Origin of the sequence: Paenibacillus sp. TAB_01, from assembly GCF_043945595.1 — a bacterium.
In the GTDB taxonomy this organism is placed as follows: Bacteria; Bacillota; Bacilli; order Paenibacillales; family NBRC-103111; genus Paenibacillus_S.
The window spans coordinates 2,077,558-2,095,285 of the sequence record NZ_JBIFNP010000001.1; the positions used below are offsets into that span (position 1 = coordinate 2,077,558).

General features: G+C 50.9%; 19 protein-coding genes and 1 pseudogene. All 20 read left to right on the forward strand.

Annotation, left to right across the window (positions count from 1 at the left end; all coding sequences use genetic code 11):
* The first annotated feature begins 240 nt into the window (after window positions 1-240).
* The 20 genes and pseudogenes from ACHHV8_RS09915 to ACHHV8_RS10010 all read left to right on the forward strand — a co-directional run bounded on the left by ACHHV8_RS09915 (window position 241) and on the right by ACHHV8_RS10010 (window position 17,722).
* A complete protein-coding gene (locus ACHHV8_RS09915) occupies window positions 241-645 on the forward strand; it encodes a hypothetical protein (protein WP_395158123.1) in 405 nt (134 codons plus the stop codon).
* A complete protein-coding gene (locus ACHHV8_RS09920) occupies window positions 632-1,819 on the forward strand; it encodes a DUF2800 domain-containing protein (protein WP_395163465.1) in 1,188 nt (395 codons plus the stop codon). Before ACHHV8_RS09915 ends, ACHHV8_RS09920 begins: the two co-directional genes overlap by 14 nt.
* A 30-nt stretch (window positions 1,820-1,849) precedes the next feature.
* Entirely contained in the window at window positions 1,850-2,401 is a 552-nt protein-coding gene (locus ACHHV8_RS09925; RefSeq protein ID WP_395158124.1) for a DUF2815 family protein, read from the forward strand.
* A 29-nt stretch (window positions 2,402-2,430) separates the two neighbouring features.
* On the forward strand, window positions 2,431-2,802 hold the full coding sequence (locus ACHHV8_RS09930; protein ID WP_395158125.1) for a nucleoside triphosphate pyrophosphohydrolase family protein: 372 nt from the start codon (window positions 2,431-2,433) through the stop codon (window positions 2,800-2,802).
* Entirely contained in the window at window positions 2,799-3,128 is a 330-nt protein-coding gene (locus ACHHV8_RS09935) for a hypothetical protein (protein ID WP_395158126.1), read from the forward strand. The genes ACHHV8_RS09930 and ACHHV8_RS09935 overlap by 4 nt, the downstream gene beginning before the upstream one ends.
* Before the next feature lie 15 nt (window positions 3,129-3,143).
* A complete protein-coding gene (locus ACHHV8_RS09940) occupies window positions 3,144-3,476 on the forward strand; it encodes a hypothetical protein (RefSeq protein WP_395158127.1) in 333 nt (110 codons plus the stop codon).
* Window positions 3,477-3,812: 336 nt separating this feature from the next.
* Window positions 3,813-5,420, forward strand: coding sequence for a DNA polymerase (locus tag ACHHV8_RS09945; RefSeq protein WP_395158128.1), 1,608 nt, complete (start codon window positions 3,813-3,815; stop codon window positions 5,418-5,420).
* Between the two features lie 197 nt (window positions 5,421-5,617).
* Complete coding sequence (gene dcm / locus ACHHV8_RS09950; protein WP_395158129.1) at window positions 5,618-7,090, forward strand: DNA (cytosine-5-)-methyltransferase; 1,473 nt, start codon at window positions 5,618-5,620, stop codon at window positions 7,088-7,090.
* A 186-nt stretch (window positions 7,091-7,276) separates the two neighbouring features.
* A complete protein-coding gene (locus tag ACHHV8_RS09955) occupies window positions 7,277-7,972 on the forward strand; it encodes a hypothetical protein (protein WP_395158130.1) in 696 nt (231 codons plus the stop codon).
* A 702-nt stretch (window positions 7,973-8,674) separates the two neighbouring features.
* Window positions 8,675-11,044: a virulence-associated E family protein gene (locus ACHHV8_RS09960; RefSeq protein ID WP_395158131.1), complete on the forward strand. Its 2,370-nt coding sequence runs from the start codon at window positions 8,675-8,677 to the stop codon at window positions 11,042-11,044.
* A 265-nt stretch (window positions 11,045-11,309) separates the two neighbouring features.
* Window positions 11,310-11,612: pseudogene (locus tag ACHHV8_RS09965) on the forward strand (VRR-NUC domain-containing protein); the annotation flags it as partial.
* Window positions 11,596-12,966, forward strand: a complete 1,371-nt coding sequence (locus ACHHV8_RS09970) for an SNF2-related protein (protein ID WP_395158132.1) — start codon at window positions 11,596-11,598, stop codon at window positions 12,964-12,966. The pseudogene ACHHV8_RS09965 and the gene ACHHV8_RS09970, both read left to right, overlap by 17 nt.
* Before the next feature lie 7 nt (window positions 12,967-12,973).
* Complete coding sequence (locus ACHHV8_RS09975; RefSeq protein WP_395158133.1) at window positions 12,974-13,339, forward strand: transcriptional regulator; 366 nt, start codon at window positions 12,974-12,976, stop codon at window positions 13,337-13,339.
* A 15-nt stretch (window positions 13,340-13,354) separates the two neighbouring features.
* Complete coding sequence (locus tag ACHHV8_RS09980) at window positions 13,355-13,528, forward strand: hypothetical protein (protein WP_395158134.1); 174 nt, start codon at window positions 13,355-13,357, stop codon at window positions 13,526-13,528.
* Window positions 13,525-13,926 carry a winged helix-turn-helix transcriptional regulator gene (locus tag ACHHV8_RS09985; protein ID WP_395158135.1) on the forward strand — a complete coding sequence of 134 codons (402 nt, stop codon included), beginning with the start codon at window positions 13,525-13,527 and terminating at the stop codon, window positions 13,924-13,926. The genes ACHHV8_RS09980 and ACHHV8_RS09985 overlap by 4 nt, the downstream gene beginning before the upstream one ends.
* 28 nt (window positions 13,927-13,954) lie before the next feature.
* A complete protein-coding gene (locus ACHHV8_RS09990; protein WP_395158136.1) occupies window positions 13,955-14,458 on the forward strand; it encodes a hypothetical protein in 504 nt (167 codons plus the stop codon).
* Between the two features lie 17 nt (window positions 14,459-14,475).
* Window positions 14,476-14,646: a hypothetical protein gene (locus ACHHV8_RS09995; RefSeq protein ID WP_395158137.1), complete on the forward strand. Its 171-nt coding sequence runs from the start codon at window positions 14,476-14,478 to the stop codon at window positions 14,644-14,646.
* 339 nt (window positions 14,647-14,985) lie between these two features.
* Window positions 14,986-15,360, forward strand: a complete 375-nt coding sequence (locus tag ACHHV8_RS10000; protein WP_395158138.1) for an HNH endonuclease — start codon at window positions 14,986-14,988, stop codon at window positions 15,358-15,360.
* Window positions 15,361-15,495: 135 nt separating this feature from the next.
* The gene (locus ACHHV8_RS10005; protein WP_395158139.1) at window positions 15,496-16,008 is read left to right on the forward strand and encodes a phage terminase small subunit P27 family; all 513 of its coding nucleotides are present in this window, start codon (window positions 15,496-15,498) and stop codon (window positions 16,006-16,008) included.
* Entirely contained in the window at window positions 16,001-17,722 is a 1,722-nt protein-coding gene (locus ACHHV8_RS10010; RefSeq protein WP_395158140.1) for a terminase large subunit, read from the forward strand. Before ACHHV8_RS10005 ends, ACHHV8_RS10010 begins: the two co-directional genes overlap by 8 nt.
* Window positions 17,723-17,728: the final 6 nt, after the last annotated feature.

Consider the following 17,728-nt stretch of genomic DNA (forward strand, 5'->3'; position numbering starts at 1 on the left):
TTCAGTATTTAGCCTTGGAGGGGTACAGCGTATGCGAGTAGTCAAGAAGGACGGCAGGCTATACGTTAGGACAACAGGCGGCAACCTGGTAAGCCTGGCCCTGGTGTTAGCTGCCCTGGATGAGAGCCGATGCTAATCGAACGGCTACGCGATAGAAGAAACAACAAAAGCGCTCTTTGCAGAGAGCGCCTAGGAAAAACTTATCATCTTAAAATATATCATATCTGGAGGTAATTATCCATGAATTTTACAATCACAATTAACGGTGAGCGCGCAGAGCTTGCCGCCGTACTCGCAACTTTGAACGCTATTGCAGGCTCAGAGGCTGAGGTTTCCACAACTAAGGCCGCAAAGGATACCCCTAAGAAGGAGGATACCCCTAAGAAGGAGGAAACCACTAAGAAGGGCGCTACCAAGCCGGAGGAGACGACAGCCGAGCCTAAGAAGGACGACGAGCCTAGCTTTACGGCTGAGGACGTACGGGCGGCGGCTAACGAGCTTGTGCAGAAAGGCATGCGGCCGAAACTCGTAGAGATCCTTGGTGATTTAGGAGCTAAAAAGATTTCCGAGCTTGATGCTTCGAGCTATGCGGCGTTTATCGAAGCGGTCAAGGGGGCTCAGTCCGGTGACGATGCACTCGCATAAGGAACGAGCCCACGCCAAACTGTCGGCCTCCGGCGCTGAGCGCTGGATGGCCTGCACAGGCTCTCCGCAGTTCGAGGAAGGTTTCGAGAACGAGGAAACGGACTATGCAAAAGAGGGCACGTTAGCCCACGAAATATCTGAAATCCTCTTGCGTAAAGAGCTAGGGCTGATTGATAAGCGGAAAATAAATAGCTTGCTTAAAGCCAAGCAGAAAAGCGAGCTTTACAGTGCCGATATGCTGGATTATGTCGGGGGCTACGTAGATTACGTTATGGAGCGAGTAAACAGCGCCAAGGCTGTAACGCCGGACGCTGTAGTCATGCTGGAGCAGCGGCTAGACTTTAGCGAATGGGTCCCGGACGGCTTCGGCACCGGTGACGTGGTTATCGTATATGAGGGCACGGTGGAGGTTATCGACCTCAAGTATGGACAGGGTGTTAAGAAAGACGCCCCGGACAACCCGCAGCTGAAACTATACGGCCTTGGCGCTCTGAATATGTACGATATTCTATACGATATCAAGCGTGTACGCATGACTATTGTGCAGCCGAGACTTGACCATATCAGTACGGACGAGCTTACCGCTTTTGATTTGTACGATTGGGCCGAATCTACGGTTAGAGTTCTAGCGGAGGCGGCAGACAGCGGTAACGGGGAGTACATTCCCGGCAAACACTGTCAATTTTGTAGAGGCAGGGCGGCATGCGCTACGAGGGCCGCGTCCATGATCGAAGCGGCTACAGAGTTTGACTATCAAGACCCTAACAGGCTAACCGTAGAAGACACAGCAAAGCTGTTAGGTATCATCGACGATATCAAAAAATGGTGCGATCAGGTTGGGGCTTATGCCTATAAACAAGCCACTATGAACGGCATTAGATATCCGGGCTATAAGCTGGTATCCGGTAAGAGTAGCCGGAAGTTTACTAACATCGGCACGGTGAAGGAGATCCTTCTAGGCGAGGGGTACGAGCCCGAGGATATCCTAAAGCCGGAGGAGCTTATCAGCCTGACAGACATTGAGAAGAAGCTGAAAAAGAAGCGCTTCGAGGCCCTGTTAGGCGGCTGTATTGAAAGATCGGAAGGCAAGCCTGCTCTCGTTCCAGAATCGGACAAGCGTAAAGAACTAAACACCGGCGACTCTGCACGTGACGACTTCGCGGATGAATTATAAAAACTATAAACCATAAAGGAGCCTTCATATATGTCTACTAAGGTTGTTACTAAGAAAGTCCGCTTTTCATTCTGCCACGTATGGCAACCGCAGGAAGGCGACGACGGCCGGAAAACCTACGGCGTTTGCGTCATGATCCCTAAGAGCGACAAGGAAACCGTCGCAAAAATCAAAGCAGCTATCGAGGAAGCGAAGCAAGAAGGGAAAACCAGCAAATGGGGCGGCAAGATCCCGCCGAATTGTAAGACACCTTTGCGTGACGGCGACACTGAGCGCGACCTGGATATTAACCCTGAGTTCGAGGGCCATTGGTTCCTTAACGCAAACTCGCTGCGCCAGCCGGGAATTATTGATGCGGACAAGGAGGATATCCTCGACACTACCGAGTTTTATAGCGGGTGTTACGGCCGGGCATCTCTTAACTTCTATGCCTATGATAGCAAGGGCAGCAAAGGGGTTGCGGCGGGGCTTAACAACTTGCAGAAGCTTTCAGACGGTCCGGCTTTGGGCGGCGGCGCTTCCCGAGCTGAGGACGATTTCAATGACGACTTTGAGGACGAGGACGACGACCTTTTAGATTAATCAACTAATACCGGGAGGGAACGGAAACTATGAATCATCTCAGCAGAGAATCACTTTTAGAAATGAGAGCCGCAGCGATTAATAACATGGTGGCTGAGGCAGCAACTAACGCGGCTGAAAAAGGCTGGGACGAAAAGCCCGTTACACCTGGCGAACAGATTGCCCTCATGCACTCCGAGCTATCGGAGGCGCTGGAGGATATCAGGAACGGCCTGCCGGTTTACGAAATGCACTACGAAGAAGACGGGAAGCCTTGCGGCGTCCCTTCGGAGCTAGCGGACGTGATAATCCGTATTGGGCACTTTTGCGGCAAGTACGGTATCAATTTGGGCGAGGCGATCAATGTAAAAATGGCCTACAATGCCACAAGGCCGCACCGTCACGGAGGTAAGGTGCTATGACAAAAGATAATATTCTCCGGCTTGATCTTTACGACCTTGGCCTAAAAGTGGAGGCGGCTCTCGGTAAACATGTAAAAGAGCCCAATACGGACATAGCTGGCGCTTGGTTCATTGTGGAGCACTTACGGGCTGAGGGCTTGACAGTTGTTATTCGCACGGTGAGCCCTGACAGCAAGGCCGTAAAGAGCGGCGAGGCTAATAGTGGGGATTGGGTTGTTAAGATCGTTAGCGAGTCGCCTGTAGACAATGACGTCTATTGGGCGCACGCCCCCGAATTGCCTGAAGCGGTATGCAGAGCTTTCCTGATTTTCCATTATGGCTTGTGAGGAGTGCTGCGGGTTATGAACATACAACAGATTATGGCCTTAAATATTAACGATTTGGGGCAGAAGGTTAGGGAGGCCACAAAACTCCCGTTGTTCCTGCCTGCCCGGGATAACGCCAGCGCATGGAGTCTAGTGGAACACCTGCGAGAGAAAGGGGTGGACGTAACCATAAACACGGCGTCCGAAGAAAGCTCGGCCGTAAAGAGTGGTACTGCCGACTTGTGGGATTGGCATGTATGCTTATCGGTCAAAACCCCTGAATGGGGCCGATTGTGGCACCGTGTTTATGCTAAAACTATGCCCGAAGCGGTATTCAGAGCCTACCTGCTCTATCATTTTGGACCATGAGAGCCCTTAGAATCGACCTTGAGACATATAGCAGCGTGGACATTAAGACCCAAGGCGCACACAAGTATATAGAGTCGCCCGACTTCGAGATTCTTATATTTGCCTACGCTTTCGACGATGAGCCGGTAGTGGATATTGACCTTGCGAATTTTGAGGACATTCCGGCTCATGTCCTTTCCGCTCTGTTAGATCCGACAGTTAAAAAGACGGCGTATAATGCCTCTTTTGAAATCGGTTGTCTTGAGAAGCATCTAGGCTTAAAGCTCCCTATCGATCAATGGGAATGTACGGCGGTTTGGTTCCCGTTACCTGGGTCTGCCGGGATACTTGGACGGCGTGGCCAAGGTTCTCGGCGTAGAGATCCAGAAAGACGCAAAGGGTAAACAGCTTATCAAATATTTTTCCGTGCCGTGTAAGCCCACTAAGGTTAACAACGGCAGGACGCGCAACTACCCGCATCATGACCCTGTGCGCTGGGACGAGTACCGGTCTTACTGCCGGACAGACGTTGACACTGAGAGGGCTGTAGCAAAAGCCCTCGCACGCTTCCCGGTTCCTGCGGATGAGTGGGAGCTGTGGCGCCTAGACCAACAGATAAATAACCGCGGCGTTGGCGTCGATCGGGAGTTTGTCCGGCAGGCCATGGCGTGTGATGAGCAGTTCAAGGCTAGAGCCCTGGAGGAAGCAAAAGAGCTTACCGGGCTTGATAACCCTAACAGCGGGCCTCAGCTCATGAGCTGGTTAGCTGATGAAGGTATCGAAACCGAGGACATTAAGAAGGATACCGTCAAGGATATCCTTTCTACGCTAGATGAGGGAGTCACGGCTCAGGTGCTGCGGCTGCGGCAGGAGCTAAGCAAGACAAGCGTTAAAAAGTACCGAGCTATCAGCCGGGCCTTGTGTGCTGATGATCGGCTGAGGGGAACGCTTCTGTTCTATGGGGCTAACCGCACGGGCCGATGGGCCGGACGAATATTCCAGCCGCAAAACCTGCCGAAGAATCTCTTAAACGACTTGGAGCTTGCCAGGGATATTGTCCGGCGCGGAGACTTCGAGCTACTGGAAATGTTATTTGACAGCGTGCCGGACACGCTTTCTCAGCTCCTACGGACGGCGCTAATAGCCGAGGCAGGCAAACGATACATTGTATGTGATTTTAACTCGATCGAGGCGAGGGTGTTAGCCTGGGTGGCCGGGGAGCAATGGGTCCTTGAGGTGTTCGCTACTCACGGAAAGATATACGAGGCTACGGCTTCAAGCATGTATAACGTCCCGCTCGAGCAAGTGACCAAGGGTAGCAAGATGCGGCAGAACGGCAAAGTGGCGACGCTGGCCTGCGGTTACGGCGGCGGCGTTAATGCGCTTATCGCTATGGGTGCATTGCGTGATGGTATCGCAGAGTCAGAGTTGCAGCCTATCGTAACCGCCTGGCGGGCGGCAAACCCCATGATAGTCAAGCTATGGCGCTCTGTAGAGGCTGCGGCGGTAGCTGCGGTGGAGCGAGGCGGCAGGCGCAAAGTCCGAAACCTTATCACCTATTTTGTTAGTGGAGACTGGCTTTTCTGTGAATTGCCTAGCGGGCGGCGGCTTAGCTATTACAAGCCTAAGCTAGAGGAGGGCAAATACGGCAAAAAGCAGCTCAGCCATGAGGGCGTGGATCAAAAAACGTCCAAATGGGGCAGGCGGCGCACCTGGGGCGGGACGCTTGTGGAGAATATCATCCAGGCGATAGCGCGGGACTGCCTAGCGGTCAGCATGCTGGCCGTAGAGAGTGGAGGCTATCCCATTGCCATCCATGTACATGATGAGATTGTCTCAGAAGTACCGGACGGCTTCGGCAGCGTGGAGGATATGGGTGAGATCATGTGCCAGCCTATTCCATGGGCACCAGGCTTACCGCTTAAGGCTGAGGGGTACGAGACACAATTCTATAAGAAGGATTGATTAACTTGGCTCATATGAATTGCTACACATGTGAGGATGAACGGTGCCAGGCCAATTTTGCTATCAGCTCATTTTCTGATACGGGTTCTCCTTGCTGTCCTTTATGCGGAGGGCTGGAAGTTGTAGATACACATGAGGTTATTGTAGACCCTAATATCGTAGGGCATAGCGTTGCTCTGAAAAAAGGGCTGATATAAATGTTCAACTATATAGAGCTATTCGCCGGTATCGGAGGCTTCCGCACAGCATTCGATACCGTAGGCGGCAAATGTGTATTTGCTAGTGAGATAGATAAGTACGCAGCACAGTCATATAAAGCTCTTTACAACGGGGCGCCGGAACTACACGGCGATATAACGAAAGTAGACGCGCACAGCATACCGGACCATGACATTTTGCTTGGAGGCTTTCCGTGCCAAGCGTTCAGCGTGGCGGGCAAGCGCGCGGGCTTTGATGATGCTAGAGGAACGTTATTCTTCGAAATTATTCGTATTGCTAACGTTAAGCGTCCGGCGCTCATGCTCCTTGAGAACGTGAAAGGCTTGCTGTCACATGATAGGGGAAAGACCTTTCAGACTATGTGCGAGATTATGGACGATATCGGCTATGCCATCGACTTTAAGGTGCTGAACAGCAAGCATTACGGTGTACCGCAGAACCGTGAGCGCATTTTCATTGTGGCTAGTAGGGATGTTGGGCACGCCGAATGGACTATTTCCGGAAACAGTGTGGAGTCAAAAGCCAAGAAAGCGGCGAAGGAATACGGTGTCAAGACTTTTAACTTTGATTGGCCCAAGAACGACACGGTGACGGTTAGGTTGCGGGATATCTTAGAGCCTAGCGTCCCTGAGAAATATTATCTTTCAGACGAGAAGGCTGCGGCGCTGATTGCCCAATTAGAGCTACACGGCCCGTGCATTCTACAGATGCCTCGCGGGAAGAACAAAGGTGGGCTCCATGAGGAGGCTCCTACGCTAACGTCTAACGCATATCAAGAAAACCATAGAGTGGTAGAGCCTATCATGATCGGACATGTCGAAGGTATCAGCGGTCATGATATATGCAGGCGGGTCTATTCGGTTGATGGTGTGTCACCTACCGTACCTACCGGCTCTAGCGGAAACACTACGCCGAAGATTCTAATGCCATATACCGTGTTTCAGAAAACGACATCCTGGACAACGACCATCAAGCACGATGAGGTTGGGACTCTACAGGCGGCTAGGCTAGATAAGGTTCCGCAAGTGGTGACGCCGGAAGTCCGTCCGGTACTCACACCGGATAGGGTAGCAAAGCAGCAGAACGGACGCCGCTTTAAGGAAGATGACGAGGAGTCCTACACCCTAACCGCGCAAGATACGCACGGTGTGGCTATCGGGCATTACCCGGCATATAGGATACGTAAGCTGACGCCCTTAGAGTGCTGGAGGCTTCAAGGTTTCACCGATAAGCAGTTTTATAAAGCAAAATACTTCACATTGGAAGAAGCCAAAAACATGGTGCGCGTAAGCAGGCGTGATATCCCTATGAACACGCGGCTAGAGCGCATATCAGACAGCCAACTATATAAGCAGGCGGGGAACGCGGTAACCGTTAATGTAATTGGCGCATTGGCCGCCCGTATGCTGCCGATGATCGATTCTGAGCTATGGGAGGTTCTATATGCCTAACGAGAGATACGCTAGACGGGACTTGTCACGGGAGGGCTCTCCTCCGGGTAAGGTTAAGACTTACACGCTATCGGCTCAAGAGCTTGCCGAGCTGAGAGCCCGGACAGATGGGGGCGTAGTGAGGGACAGCAGCGGCAACGCGGTTAAAAAGCCAATCAACAGATTTAATCTTGGGGGCTCGATCAGATGAATGTATATTCGGTGGTTTGTAACCGCCCAGCTGAGATAGAGGCTGTGAGAGCAGCCCGCCCTTCGCACATACTGATATCATACTTTTACTTCAAAAATAAGCCAGTAAGCTCGCTAATCGAGGATCTAGGTTATAGACCTGCCATTATGCTCGACAGCGGAGCCTATAGCGCATTTACGCAAGGGAAAAATATTAGCCTTGTGGATTACATGAATTATGTGGCAGCTAATAAAGATCATGTTGACGAGTATATCTCCCTTGATGTGATCGGGAATGCTAGGATGTCGTTTTATTATTGGCAACTTATGAATTGGGAAGGGTTTAGACCTGTTCCCGTTTTCCATTACGGCGACCCTATGACTTTTCTTCTGCGATACGTGGAAACGAACATAGACCGGGTAGCACTCGGCGGGTGTGTGCCGGTGGAGGACAAACAGGTTGTTGCGAATTGGGCTAACAAGTGCATTAACGCCTTCCCTGATATTAAGTTTCACCTATTGGGCGTTAATCACAAGATCATAAGGGAGCAATGCGAGAGGCTCCATAGTAGGGACTTCTCAACGTGGATTATGGCTGCGGCTAATGGCTACCCGAAAAGCATACCGGGGAGAGACAGAGCTTCCCGAATCGCAAGAGCAATAGAAAATCTAAGATCGATTAAAGACACAGGACAAGTGGAATGGGGTGCTTAACATGAGCTACAGAAAATTAGCTAATGAGATCGGGCAGCTTGTGGAAGAAAAGCAGGCAGCCTATGGCGATTCCTTTAGCAAGTGCGGAGAGTTTTTGAAGCTCCTCTACCCTAAAGGCATTGAGCCAGCTCAGTACGTTGACGCTCTTTGTGTGGTGCGTATCTTTGATAAGCTGATGAGGATAGCCACGGATAAGGACGCGCTAGGCGAGTCACCTTACCGGGATATCGCTGGGTATGGGCTGCTTGGCGCCATGCTTAATGGGTCCGGGCACATCGAGACGGACATCCCAAGCGTACCGAGGTGCTACAGTTGCGGCATTCGTTCGCTGGAGGTTACGAGTAAGATTATCGACGGCAACGAATACCTGCGCTGCCCTGATTGTATGCCTAAGCCTGAGCCCGAAAAGGCGCCCTTGTGCATGGGATGCGGTGTCCGGTCGTCAGATGTTACGAATAAGGAGGTCAACGGGTACAGATATCAACGGTGCCCGGACTGCATGCCTAAGCCTGAGCCTTTGCCTAACGATAATATCAAGGACCCTAAGATGAAAACAGGTAGGACTTGCAGGGCTTGCTTAACGTACGGACCTGACGTTAGGCGAATACGTATCCCCGGTACGACCATTACCGGCTTACGATGCTTAGCTTGCATCCCTTTGCAAACCCATGAGGTAAACGAAACAGAATAGGAAGTGCAGCCATGCTTAATATATCTTACGGACGCAACCGAGGTGAGAAAAACTGGAAGCCTAAGTATGGCGTAGAGTGGGCCGACTTTGTGAAGGAGCTTCGGGCTGTCCGCTACACGGATGAGACCATGCGCGAATATGACGCTATGGACAATGACGCCCGGAGCGCGGTCAAGGACGGTCCGGCCTATGTGGGCGGCGAGGTTAACGGCGGCAGGCGGCTAAGAGAGAGTGTTAGCTCTCGGTGCCTTATCACACTTGACGCGGACCACGTAGAGAGCGCGGAAGACTTCCTATTCGATGTGGATCTTAACCTAGACGGCTACGCCTACTATATCTACTCGACGCATAGCCACAGAGCCAAAAAGGCTAAATTCCGGCTAGTCCTGCCGATGGATAGAGAAGCCAGCCCGGACGAGTACGCAGCAGCCAGCCGGAAACTTGCGGCCGAGATCGGCATGCACTACTTCGATCACACGACATTCCAGGTGCATAGGCTGATGTACTTCCCTTCCTGCTCCAAGGATGCTAAGCCGGTAGGCATAGAGGGCACGGGCGATCTTATCAGCCTGGACGGTATCCTCAGCCGTTACGACAACTGGCGGGACGCCAGCACCTGGCCCCGAGCGGCAGGCGAAAAGACCTACCGTGAAGGCGTTAAGAAGATGCAAGATCCAAGGGAAAAGGAGGGGCTAATCGGTGAGTTTTGCAGACAGTATTCAATCACGGAGGCCATTGCAGCCTTCCTGCCCGACATATACGAGGAGACAGCTCACCCCGACAGATATACTTACGTGGGAGCTAGCTCTAGCGCTGGTCTTATCGTCTATGACGATGATACCTTCGCGTACTCGCAACATGAGAGCGACCCGGCGAACGGTAGGGGCCTCAACGCTTTTGACCTGGTAAGGATTCACCTATTCGGAGATCAGGACGCGGACAGCAAGGAATCGACTAATCACACGAAGCTACCGAGCTACGAGGCCATGCAGGAGTTTGCTGTAAAGCTCCCGGGTATACGAAGCTCGCTCATTCAAAAGAGGCTTACGGCAGCGGAGGACTTTGCAGAAGATTTAAAAGCAGAGGGCGCCTGGCAGGAGCAGCTAGACGTAGATAAAAAGACAGGCGCTATCCTTTCAACAGCAAATAATGCTGAATTGCTCCTGCGGTACGGTGAATTTGAGGGCGTGCTAGGCTATGACGCCTTTCAGAATAGAGAGGTAATCCGAGCCCGCCTACCGTGGCGGGACCGAAGGCTTAAGCATGAAGAATATGAGGCGTGGCTTGCGTCCGACGATGCCCGCTTACAGCATCATTTCTCCAAGAAATACGACTTTAATACGCAATACCTGCTTAAAAATGCCTTCACCGAGGTTGTGCAGTCCAAGCAGTTCCATCCGGTCAAGGAGTACCTAGAGGCTAACGCCTGGGACGGCGTAGAGCGCCTGGATACCTTATTTATAGACTACCTGGGGGCAGAGGACACGCCCTATATTAGAGAGGTTACAAGGAAAAGCCTCACAGCAGCCGTTAAGCGGATATACGAGCCTGGGTGCAAGTATGACACAATGGTTGTCCTCATAGGCCCGCAAGGCTCGCATAAGAGCAGCCTCATATCCCGGTTGGGTGGGCCATGGTTTAACGATAGCCTCAAGACATTCGAGAATAAGGAAGCCTCAGAGCAGCTACAGGGCGCCTGGATTATCGAAATTGGCGAGCTTGCGGCCATGAAAAAGGCCGACGTTGACGAGATAAAAAATTTCCTTTCAAAAACGTCTGACAGGTACCGGGTGGCATACGATCGGGTGGTATCGGACTTTCCCCGGAAATGCGTATTTTTCGGCACGACGAATAATGAGGACTTCCTAAAAGATCCGACAGGCAATAGGCGTTTTTGGCCGGTCAAAGTCAACCCGGCTGATAGGCTTATGAACCACTTTGAGCATTTAGACGACTACGCGATAAGCCAGGTATGGGCCGAGGCGCTTGTCGCTTACCGGTCCGGGGAGAGCTTGCTATTGAGCCCAAGCTTACAAGGCGTATTGTCTGAGCTGCACAAAACACACACAGAGGCCGATCAGTGGGAAGAACCTATACGTCAGTTCCTTGATATACCGATTACGGAAGATTGGGACAGCCTGGATGAGCAGCAGCGCAGACAGTACTTTTACGACAAGCCTACAGGTACGGTTCGGCGTGACAGCATAACAGCTCAAGAAGTAGCTAACGAGTGCCTGCGGAAGGATATTCTATCGTTAGCTAACTGGGAGGCTAAGAGGATTCATGCGATTTTGCGCAGCTTACCGGGGTGGGAGCAACGTGACAAGCGCGGAGTACATTCCATATATGGAAAGCAATTCCATTACGATAGAGTGGTATAAACGGCAAAATTCAGCGGACAGCGGAGGACAGCAAAAATTCTGCTGTCTGGACAGCGGACAGCAAAAAAAATCCGCTGTCCGCGTTTGCTGTCCATGAAAAAAGCCTTATGTACCAAGGGTTTGAGGCACCTGTGGACAGCAAGACAGCAGATTTTACTATATTTAGAAATAATAATAGTTAGCCCTATATTGGCCTATCAAAATAGGGGCTAAATGAAAATATAGCAGGAGAAGGAAAACCCGCTGTCCTGCTGTCCGCTGTCCAACTAAAAATTTTGGAGGGGCTATGCGAGAAAGAGCGCTGGAAAGACGTTTAAAAATGGAAATTGAAAAGCGTGGAGCTATGTGCTTGAAGTTCGAATCTCCTGGGACGGCTGGCGTGCCGGATAGGGTTGTCCTGTTACCTGGTGGGCGTGCTGTGTTTGTGGAAATGAAAGCTCCTACCGGCAAGCTTTCAGAGATTCAGAAATACCGGATTAAGCAATTTAGCGATTTGGGGCATACGGTGTATGTCATTAACTCGCTGGAAGGAATAGAGGCATTCGTTAATCATGAGCTTAGCCTATAAGCCGCACAACTACCAAGAGTATGCTATTAGTCGCGTGGAGGATTCTCCGATAGCTGGGCTGTTTTTGGATATGGGGCTTGGCAAAACAGTAATCACCCTAACAGCCGTTAACAGCTTGATGTTTGACAGCTTCGAGGTTGATAAGGTGCTTATCATAGCGCCCAAACGGGTAGCCGAGGACACCTGGAGCCGTGAGAGCGTCAAGTGGGAGCATACCAAGCACTTACGGCTGTCGAAGATATTGGGCTCTCAGAAACAGCGCCTAGACGCCTTAAAAGCGGACGCGGATATTTACATCATCAATCGGGAAAATGTCCCTTGGCTGGTAGCGCAGACCGGTAAGAAATGGCCCTTTGACATGGTGGTTATAGACGAGCTGTCAAGCTTTAAGAATAGTGATTCGCAGCGCTGGCGGGCCTTACGACGTGTCCGGCCTTTCATCAAGCGTATTGTTGGCCTAACGGGCACCCCGGCGCCAAATAGCCTCATGGACCTGTGGGCGCAGCTCTACTTGCTTGATGGTGGGGAGCGCTTAGGGCAGACGCTAGGCGGTTATCGGGAGCGGTATTTCCAGGCGGGGGCAAAGCGGGGGCATGTCGTCTATGAGTGGAAGCAGAAGCGAGAAACCGAGACTAAAATTTATGAGGCTATCAGCGACATATGCGTAAGCATGAAGGCTGAGGATTATCTGGATATGCCGGAGAAGATCCTTAACTATATTCCGGTTGTCTTGGATAAAGAGAGCCGAGCAAAGTACGAGAAGCTGGAGAGAGACCTGCTTTTGCCGCTTGTCGATGCGGACACGACGATCATAGCCAACGGCGCGGCTGTCCTGAGTAACAAACTGCTACAGATGGCTAACGGTGCTATCTACGACGAGGATCGGGCAGCGCACGTTATCCATGACGGCAAGCTCGACGCCTTGGAGGATATCATTGAAGCCGCTAACGGAAAGCCGGTGCTGCTGTTCTATGGCTTCAAGCACGACATAAGCCGGATAGCTAAGCGCTTTAAAATAAAAGAGCTTAAGACCAGCGAGGATATAGCCAACTGGAATAAAGGCAAAATTAGCCTTATGGGCTGTCACCCCGCTTCGGCTGGGCATGGGCTTAACCTCCAGGACGGCGGCTGTATCATTGTTTGGTTCGGGCTCACCTGGAGCCTGGAGCTGTACGAGCAGGCCAACGCTAGGCTATTCAGACAAGGGCAAAAGCAGAATGTTATCATTCATCACATCATAGCTGAGGGCACAATGGACGAGGACGTAATTAATGCGCTAGAGCGAAAGGCTACCGGTCAGAATGCGCTCATGAGCGCGGTTAAAGCCAGGATAGATAAATACAAAGGGAGCTGATAAGCGTATGGCTTTGAGACAAAGCACCTTCAAGAATATCGAGGACGAGCTGCGGGACTATCACGCTACAGTTCAGCATATCCGCGCCAACCGGCAAGCCCTTCTACATGGTGAGTCAGACGGACGGGCAGTTACGGCTCTAGCAAGTAACCGAGCGCTGGCCGAAATGGAGAACGTGACACAGGCTATTGAGTATGTGGTCAGTCTCCTTCCGGACGAACGGAAGCGCATGCTGCACTTACGCTATTGGATGCGGCCGCAGGTGCTTACCTGGGACGGTATAGCCATGAAATGCAACGCTAACCGGTCCACGGTTATCCGATGGCGTAATGAAATTGTGGCGGCTGTCGCTGAAAGGCTAGGAAGACGATGAGGGAGGCGGGGGAGCATGCACACGATTGATATGAAAAACAGAAACGTTGTATTAATTGTTTCGGCGCTTGCAAGTATGGTGGAAGACGAAGGAAAAACGCCCCGAGAGGCGTTTCAGATGCTCGAAGACATTAAGCGTGATACCTGGCATGCCTTGCAGCAGATACACATGGAGGCAAAGGGCAAATGAATAACGTTAAGCTTCTCAAGTCCGACGTCCCGGTTTACAAGGGGCTCATAGCCGGTAAGACCGTAAAGCAGCTTACTAGGGAGCTGGGAAACACCAGCAACTACGTTAGGGCGCGCATAAGACGCCTTAAGCGGGCGGGCTATATCGATCCGAGCGGGAAACCTATATCGGACACATGGGAGTTGATAACCCGCAAAGCTCAACGCGGAGAGGACGTCGGGCTAAGTAAGCCGGAGGATAACTTTGGGGAAATTAAGCTGACAGCACGGCAGGCTGAGTTACTGCGAGAGCATCAAGGGTCTATGAGGCGGTCAGAGCTTGCCAGGCTGACGGGCCTATCACGAACGGATCTATGCTTTGTGATAATGCGGCAGGACTGGCGCGATACAACAAAATGAATATCGAAGGACATAAGGAGGAATTAACGTGATTACTTGCCCTGTGTGCGGACCTGATTACGGAGCTAACGGTACTCGTAAATTTAATGGGAGAGAACATTGTTGCAATACCGAAAAGCATCATGGATTTTACCACGCCTTGCAATATACTTGCACTCACGGTCTTGAGTATAAAGATTGCGCCGACTGTCAGGCCGAAGATTACGTCAAAGAAATGAACGAACAACGATCGAGCATGCAACTGGACATTGGCAATATAGTGTTTTTCGAAAAAGAAAAGGACCATTACATCGTCAAGGCATCCAATTACAAGTTTTCAATCTGTGTAACAAGTGCAGGTGATCTGTACACTATTATTGATTGGAGTAGAGGGCAGCGTAATCGAAATAACCTGATTTTTAATCCATATGATTACAGAAAACAAGAGGACATCGAAAGATGCCTGCGCGATCTTAGCGACCCGGAGCACGTCTGCGAATTATCACAACGTGGAGCAGTAGATTTAGACATTGTGAAAGTAGAACAGGCTTGAATATGGAGGGGCATGGGATGAAAATACAATTTTTGTTAAACCAATTCTTTTGCGACGAGTGTAACTTTGAATTTTATACTCCCGATGCTCATGATCCTGAGCATTGTCCGAAATGCACTGGCATGAATTTATCAGATGCACAGAAGACGATAAAAGCTGAGCAGTGGCGTGGCGAAGAACTTCAATGAACATTCATGAATAATCAAATACATGGGAGGCGCTAAACATGCTTATAGGTCATATTATTAAACTGCCATATATAACGGTCGTTCCTTTCCGCTATAAAGGCGGCGGCTATGACTGCGTAGTGGTTAGAGGCAGCGAAACTTACCCGGTAGGCGGGTATAATTTGTACATTCCAGATAATGAGTTAGAAGCTGGGGAGCGTATTATCTTATAGATGTTGCGACTATGATGCGACTTTTGATGCTTAGTTTCGGGCTATATTATAAATACCTCCTCCTTGTAATAGAAAAAAGGCCTTTCCTTGTTGGAGGGGCCTTTTTGCTTTCTACAGAAAGGTAGCTATGGCGATTAGAAAATTATGCAATAAGCCGGGATGCGGTGAGCTGATAGCGCCGGGCGAGATCCGGTGCGCCAAGCATCCAATAGACACCAGTGAACGGCACCGATATTACGACAAGCACCAACGCGACCAAATAGCTAAAGCGTTCTATGAAAGTAAAGAATGGCGCAGGCTTAGGGCCGTTGTGATTAAGAAGTGCTTCGGGCTGTGTGCCAGGTGCAAGGCTGAGAAGCGTATCCGGGCTGGATACATATTAGACCATATTATCCCTATTGCTGTAGCCTGGGAGCTACGGTTAGAGGAAAGCAACCTGCAGTACCTTTGTCACGCACATCATAACATGAAGACCTGGGAGGACAAGAAGCTATACGGCTAGGGGTAGGGGGGTGGCTAAAATGTTTTTAGCCTATTAGCCTCACCGCATCCGGCCTTTTTAAAAGTGAAATGTCCCTTTATTTTCGGGTTTTCTATGGGTTTGTTCACATAATGTTCATAGATTGGAGGTGCTAGCGTGGGGAGACAGAAAAAGCCGATAGACGTGCTCATTCAAGACGGTAAGAAACACCTGACAAAAGCCGAAATTGCTAAGCGGCGACGAGAAGAAGCCAAGGTTAAAGGCGAAAACGATAAACTTGCTTGCCCGGATTGGGTGCAGGGCCGGGTAGCCCGGAATATCTATCAGGCAACAGCCCGAGAGCTTAAAAAGATAGAGCTACTTGCTAATTTGGACGTAACCACGCTAGGCCAGTACGCCAACGCAATGGCTAAGTACAGGGAGGTTAATCAGGCGATCCAGGGCGCTCCGCTGCTAGTCCCTAAACCTACCGCTTACGGTGACGTATTAGTTGAGAATCCGCTGTTTAGGCTGCATGTCCGCTACGCCGAGGAGACCCGGAAATATGGCGATAAGCTAGGGCTAACGCTAGGCGCCCGGCTAAAGCTATCGACAACGCCTAAAGGCAAGGAACCGCCTAAGCCTAAGAGCAAGTATGCCGAGTTTACCGATGAGGACGATAATGGATAGGGTGACGCAGTACGCGCAGGACGTAATCACCGGCAAGATACTAGCGGGCCGGTCGGTTATCCTGGCGTGTCAGCGGCACATGGACGATTTGCGACGGGCTGAGGTGTACAACGCCTTAGCGACGGACAGCTTCCCGTATGTGTTCAATGAGAAAAAAGCCGATCGGATATTGAAGTTTGCCGGTAAGCTCCGAATAGCCGAGGGAACCGGTAAGCCTAAGAGTTTAAAGGTGTCCGGCTGGCAGGCTTTTATTTTAGGCTCCTTGTTCGGCTGGGTGCATCGAGATACCGGATACCGGCGCTATAGGCAGTCCTATGTCCAGGTAGCGAGGCAGCAAGGTAAGTCACTCCTTAACGGGATCTTAGGTACGTACAGCTCAAACTTCGCGGGCTATAAGTACGCTCAGATAAACATAGCTGCTACGAAATTGAAGCAATCAAAGATCGTTTATAACGAAATGGTCAAGTTTATCGAGGCTGACCCGGAGCTAGCGGAGACATTCAAGATCCAAGATTATAAGTCCACTATCCAGGCATTGCTCACCAAGTCTACCGTCACGGCCCTATCTAGGGACGATAAGCTAGACGGATTCAGGAGTTACTTGGCTATCCTGGACGAATATCACCAGCATGCAACAGATGAGATTTACTTAGCGTTGCTGTACGGTCAGCGGACGCTCCCCGAGTGCCTGCTTAGCATCATCACGACAGCCGGGGAGGATTTCACGGCACCTTGCTACGGCTTTTATGAGTATTGCCTTAAGGTGCTGGAGCAGCCGCAGACAAACGAGCAGATATTTATCTATATAGCTCAGATGGACGCGGGGGACGATATTTGGGACCCGGACAACTGGATTAAATGTATGCCGCTCATCGACGACATACCGGGTATGAAAGAGAACATTCTCCCCGATGCCCACAAAGCGCGGTCGGTAGGCGGCAAAGAGCTGTCAACGTTCTTGACAAAGGTATTCAATATTTGGTGTGTGGCCGGTGACACGCAGTTTGTCGATGTCGTCAAGTGGAAAAAAGCCGGTTGTAATACGACCCTGGAGGATATGAAAGGGCGCGAATGCTATGTAGGGATTGACTTATCCGGCGGCGGCGTCGGAGACTTGTGTTCGGTGGGGTTAGAGTTCCCGCTGGACACGCCGGGACACTTTTTCATAGAGTCCCAATCCTTCATGGCTAAGGAGCATTTAGCCGCAAAGACTCAGGGTGACGACGTGCCCTATAACAAGTGGGTAAATGACGGATTGCTCACACTGACGCCAGGCTATAAAACGGATTTCAACGCGATCCTGCAATATCTGAGGGACGTTAAGGAAAAATACGCACTTCGCTTTCGTATGATTTGCTACGATACCCACAACATTAACCGGATACTTGACGAGCTTGATACGTTCGGCTGTGACGTTGTGGAGGTTGTGCAGTCGGCCAAGTCGCTAAATGAGGCGGTATGCGACTTTAAGCTTTCCGTGGAAGAAGGCTCGATATTCTACAACCGGCGTAACGAGCTGCTGGTGTGGTCTGCTCTAAGCTCTAAGCTGGAGTTCAATTCCTTCGGGGAGTGTAAGCTGGAGAAGCGCAAAAGTAACAAGCGCATAGATCCAGTGGACGCGATCATAGACGCCCACAAGCACGCCATGCTGATGAAAGAACAATGGGTCATGTCTGATAGCGATATAGACGACATTTACGCGGATTACGTATAGCTGAAG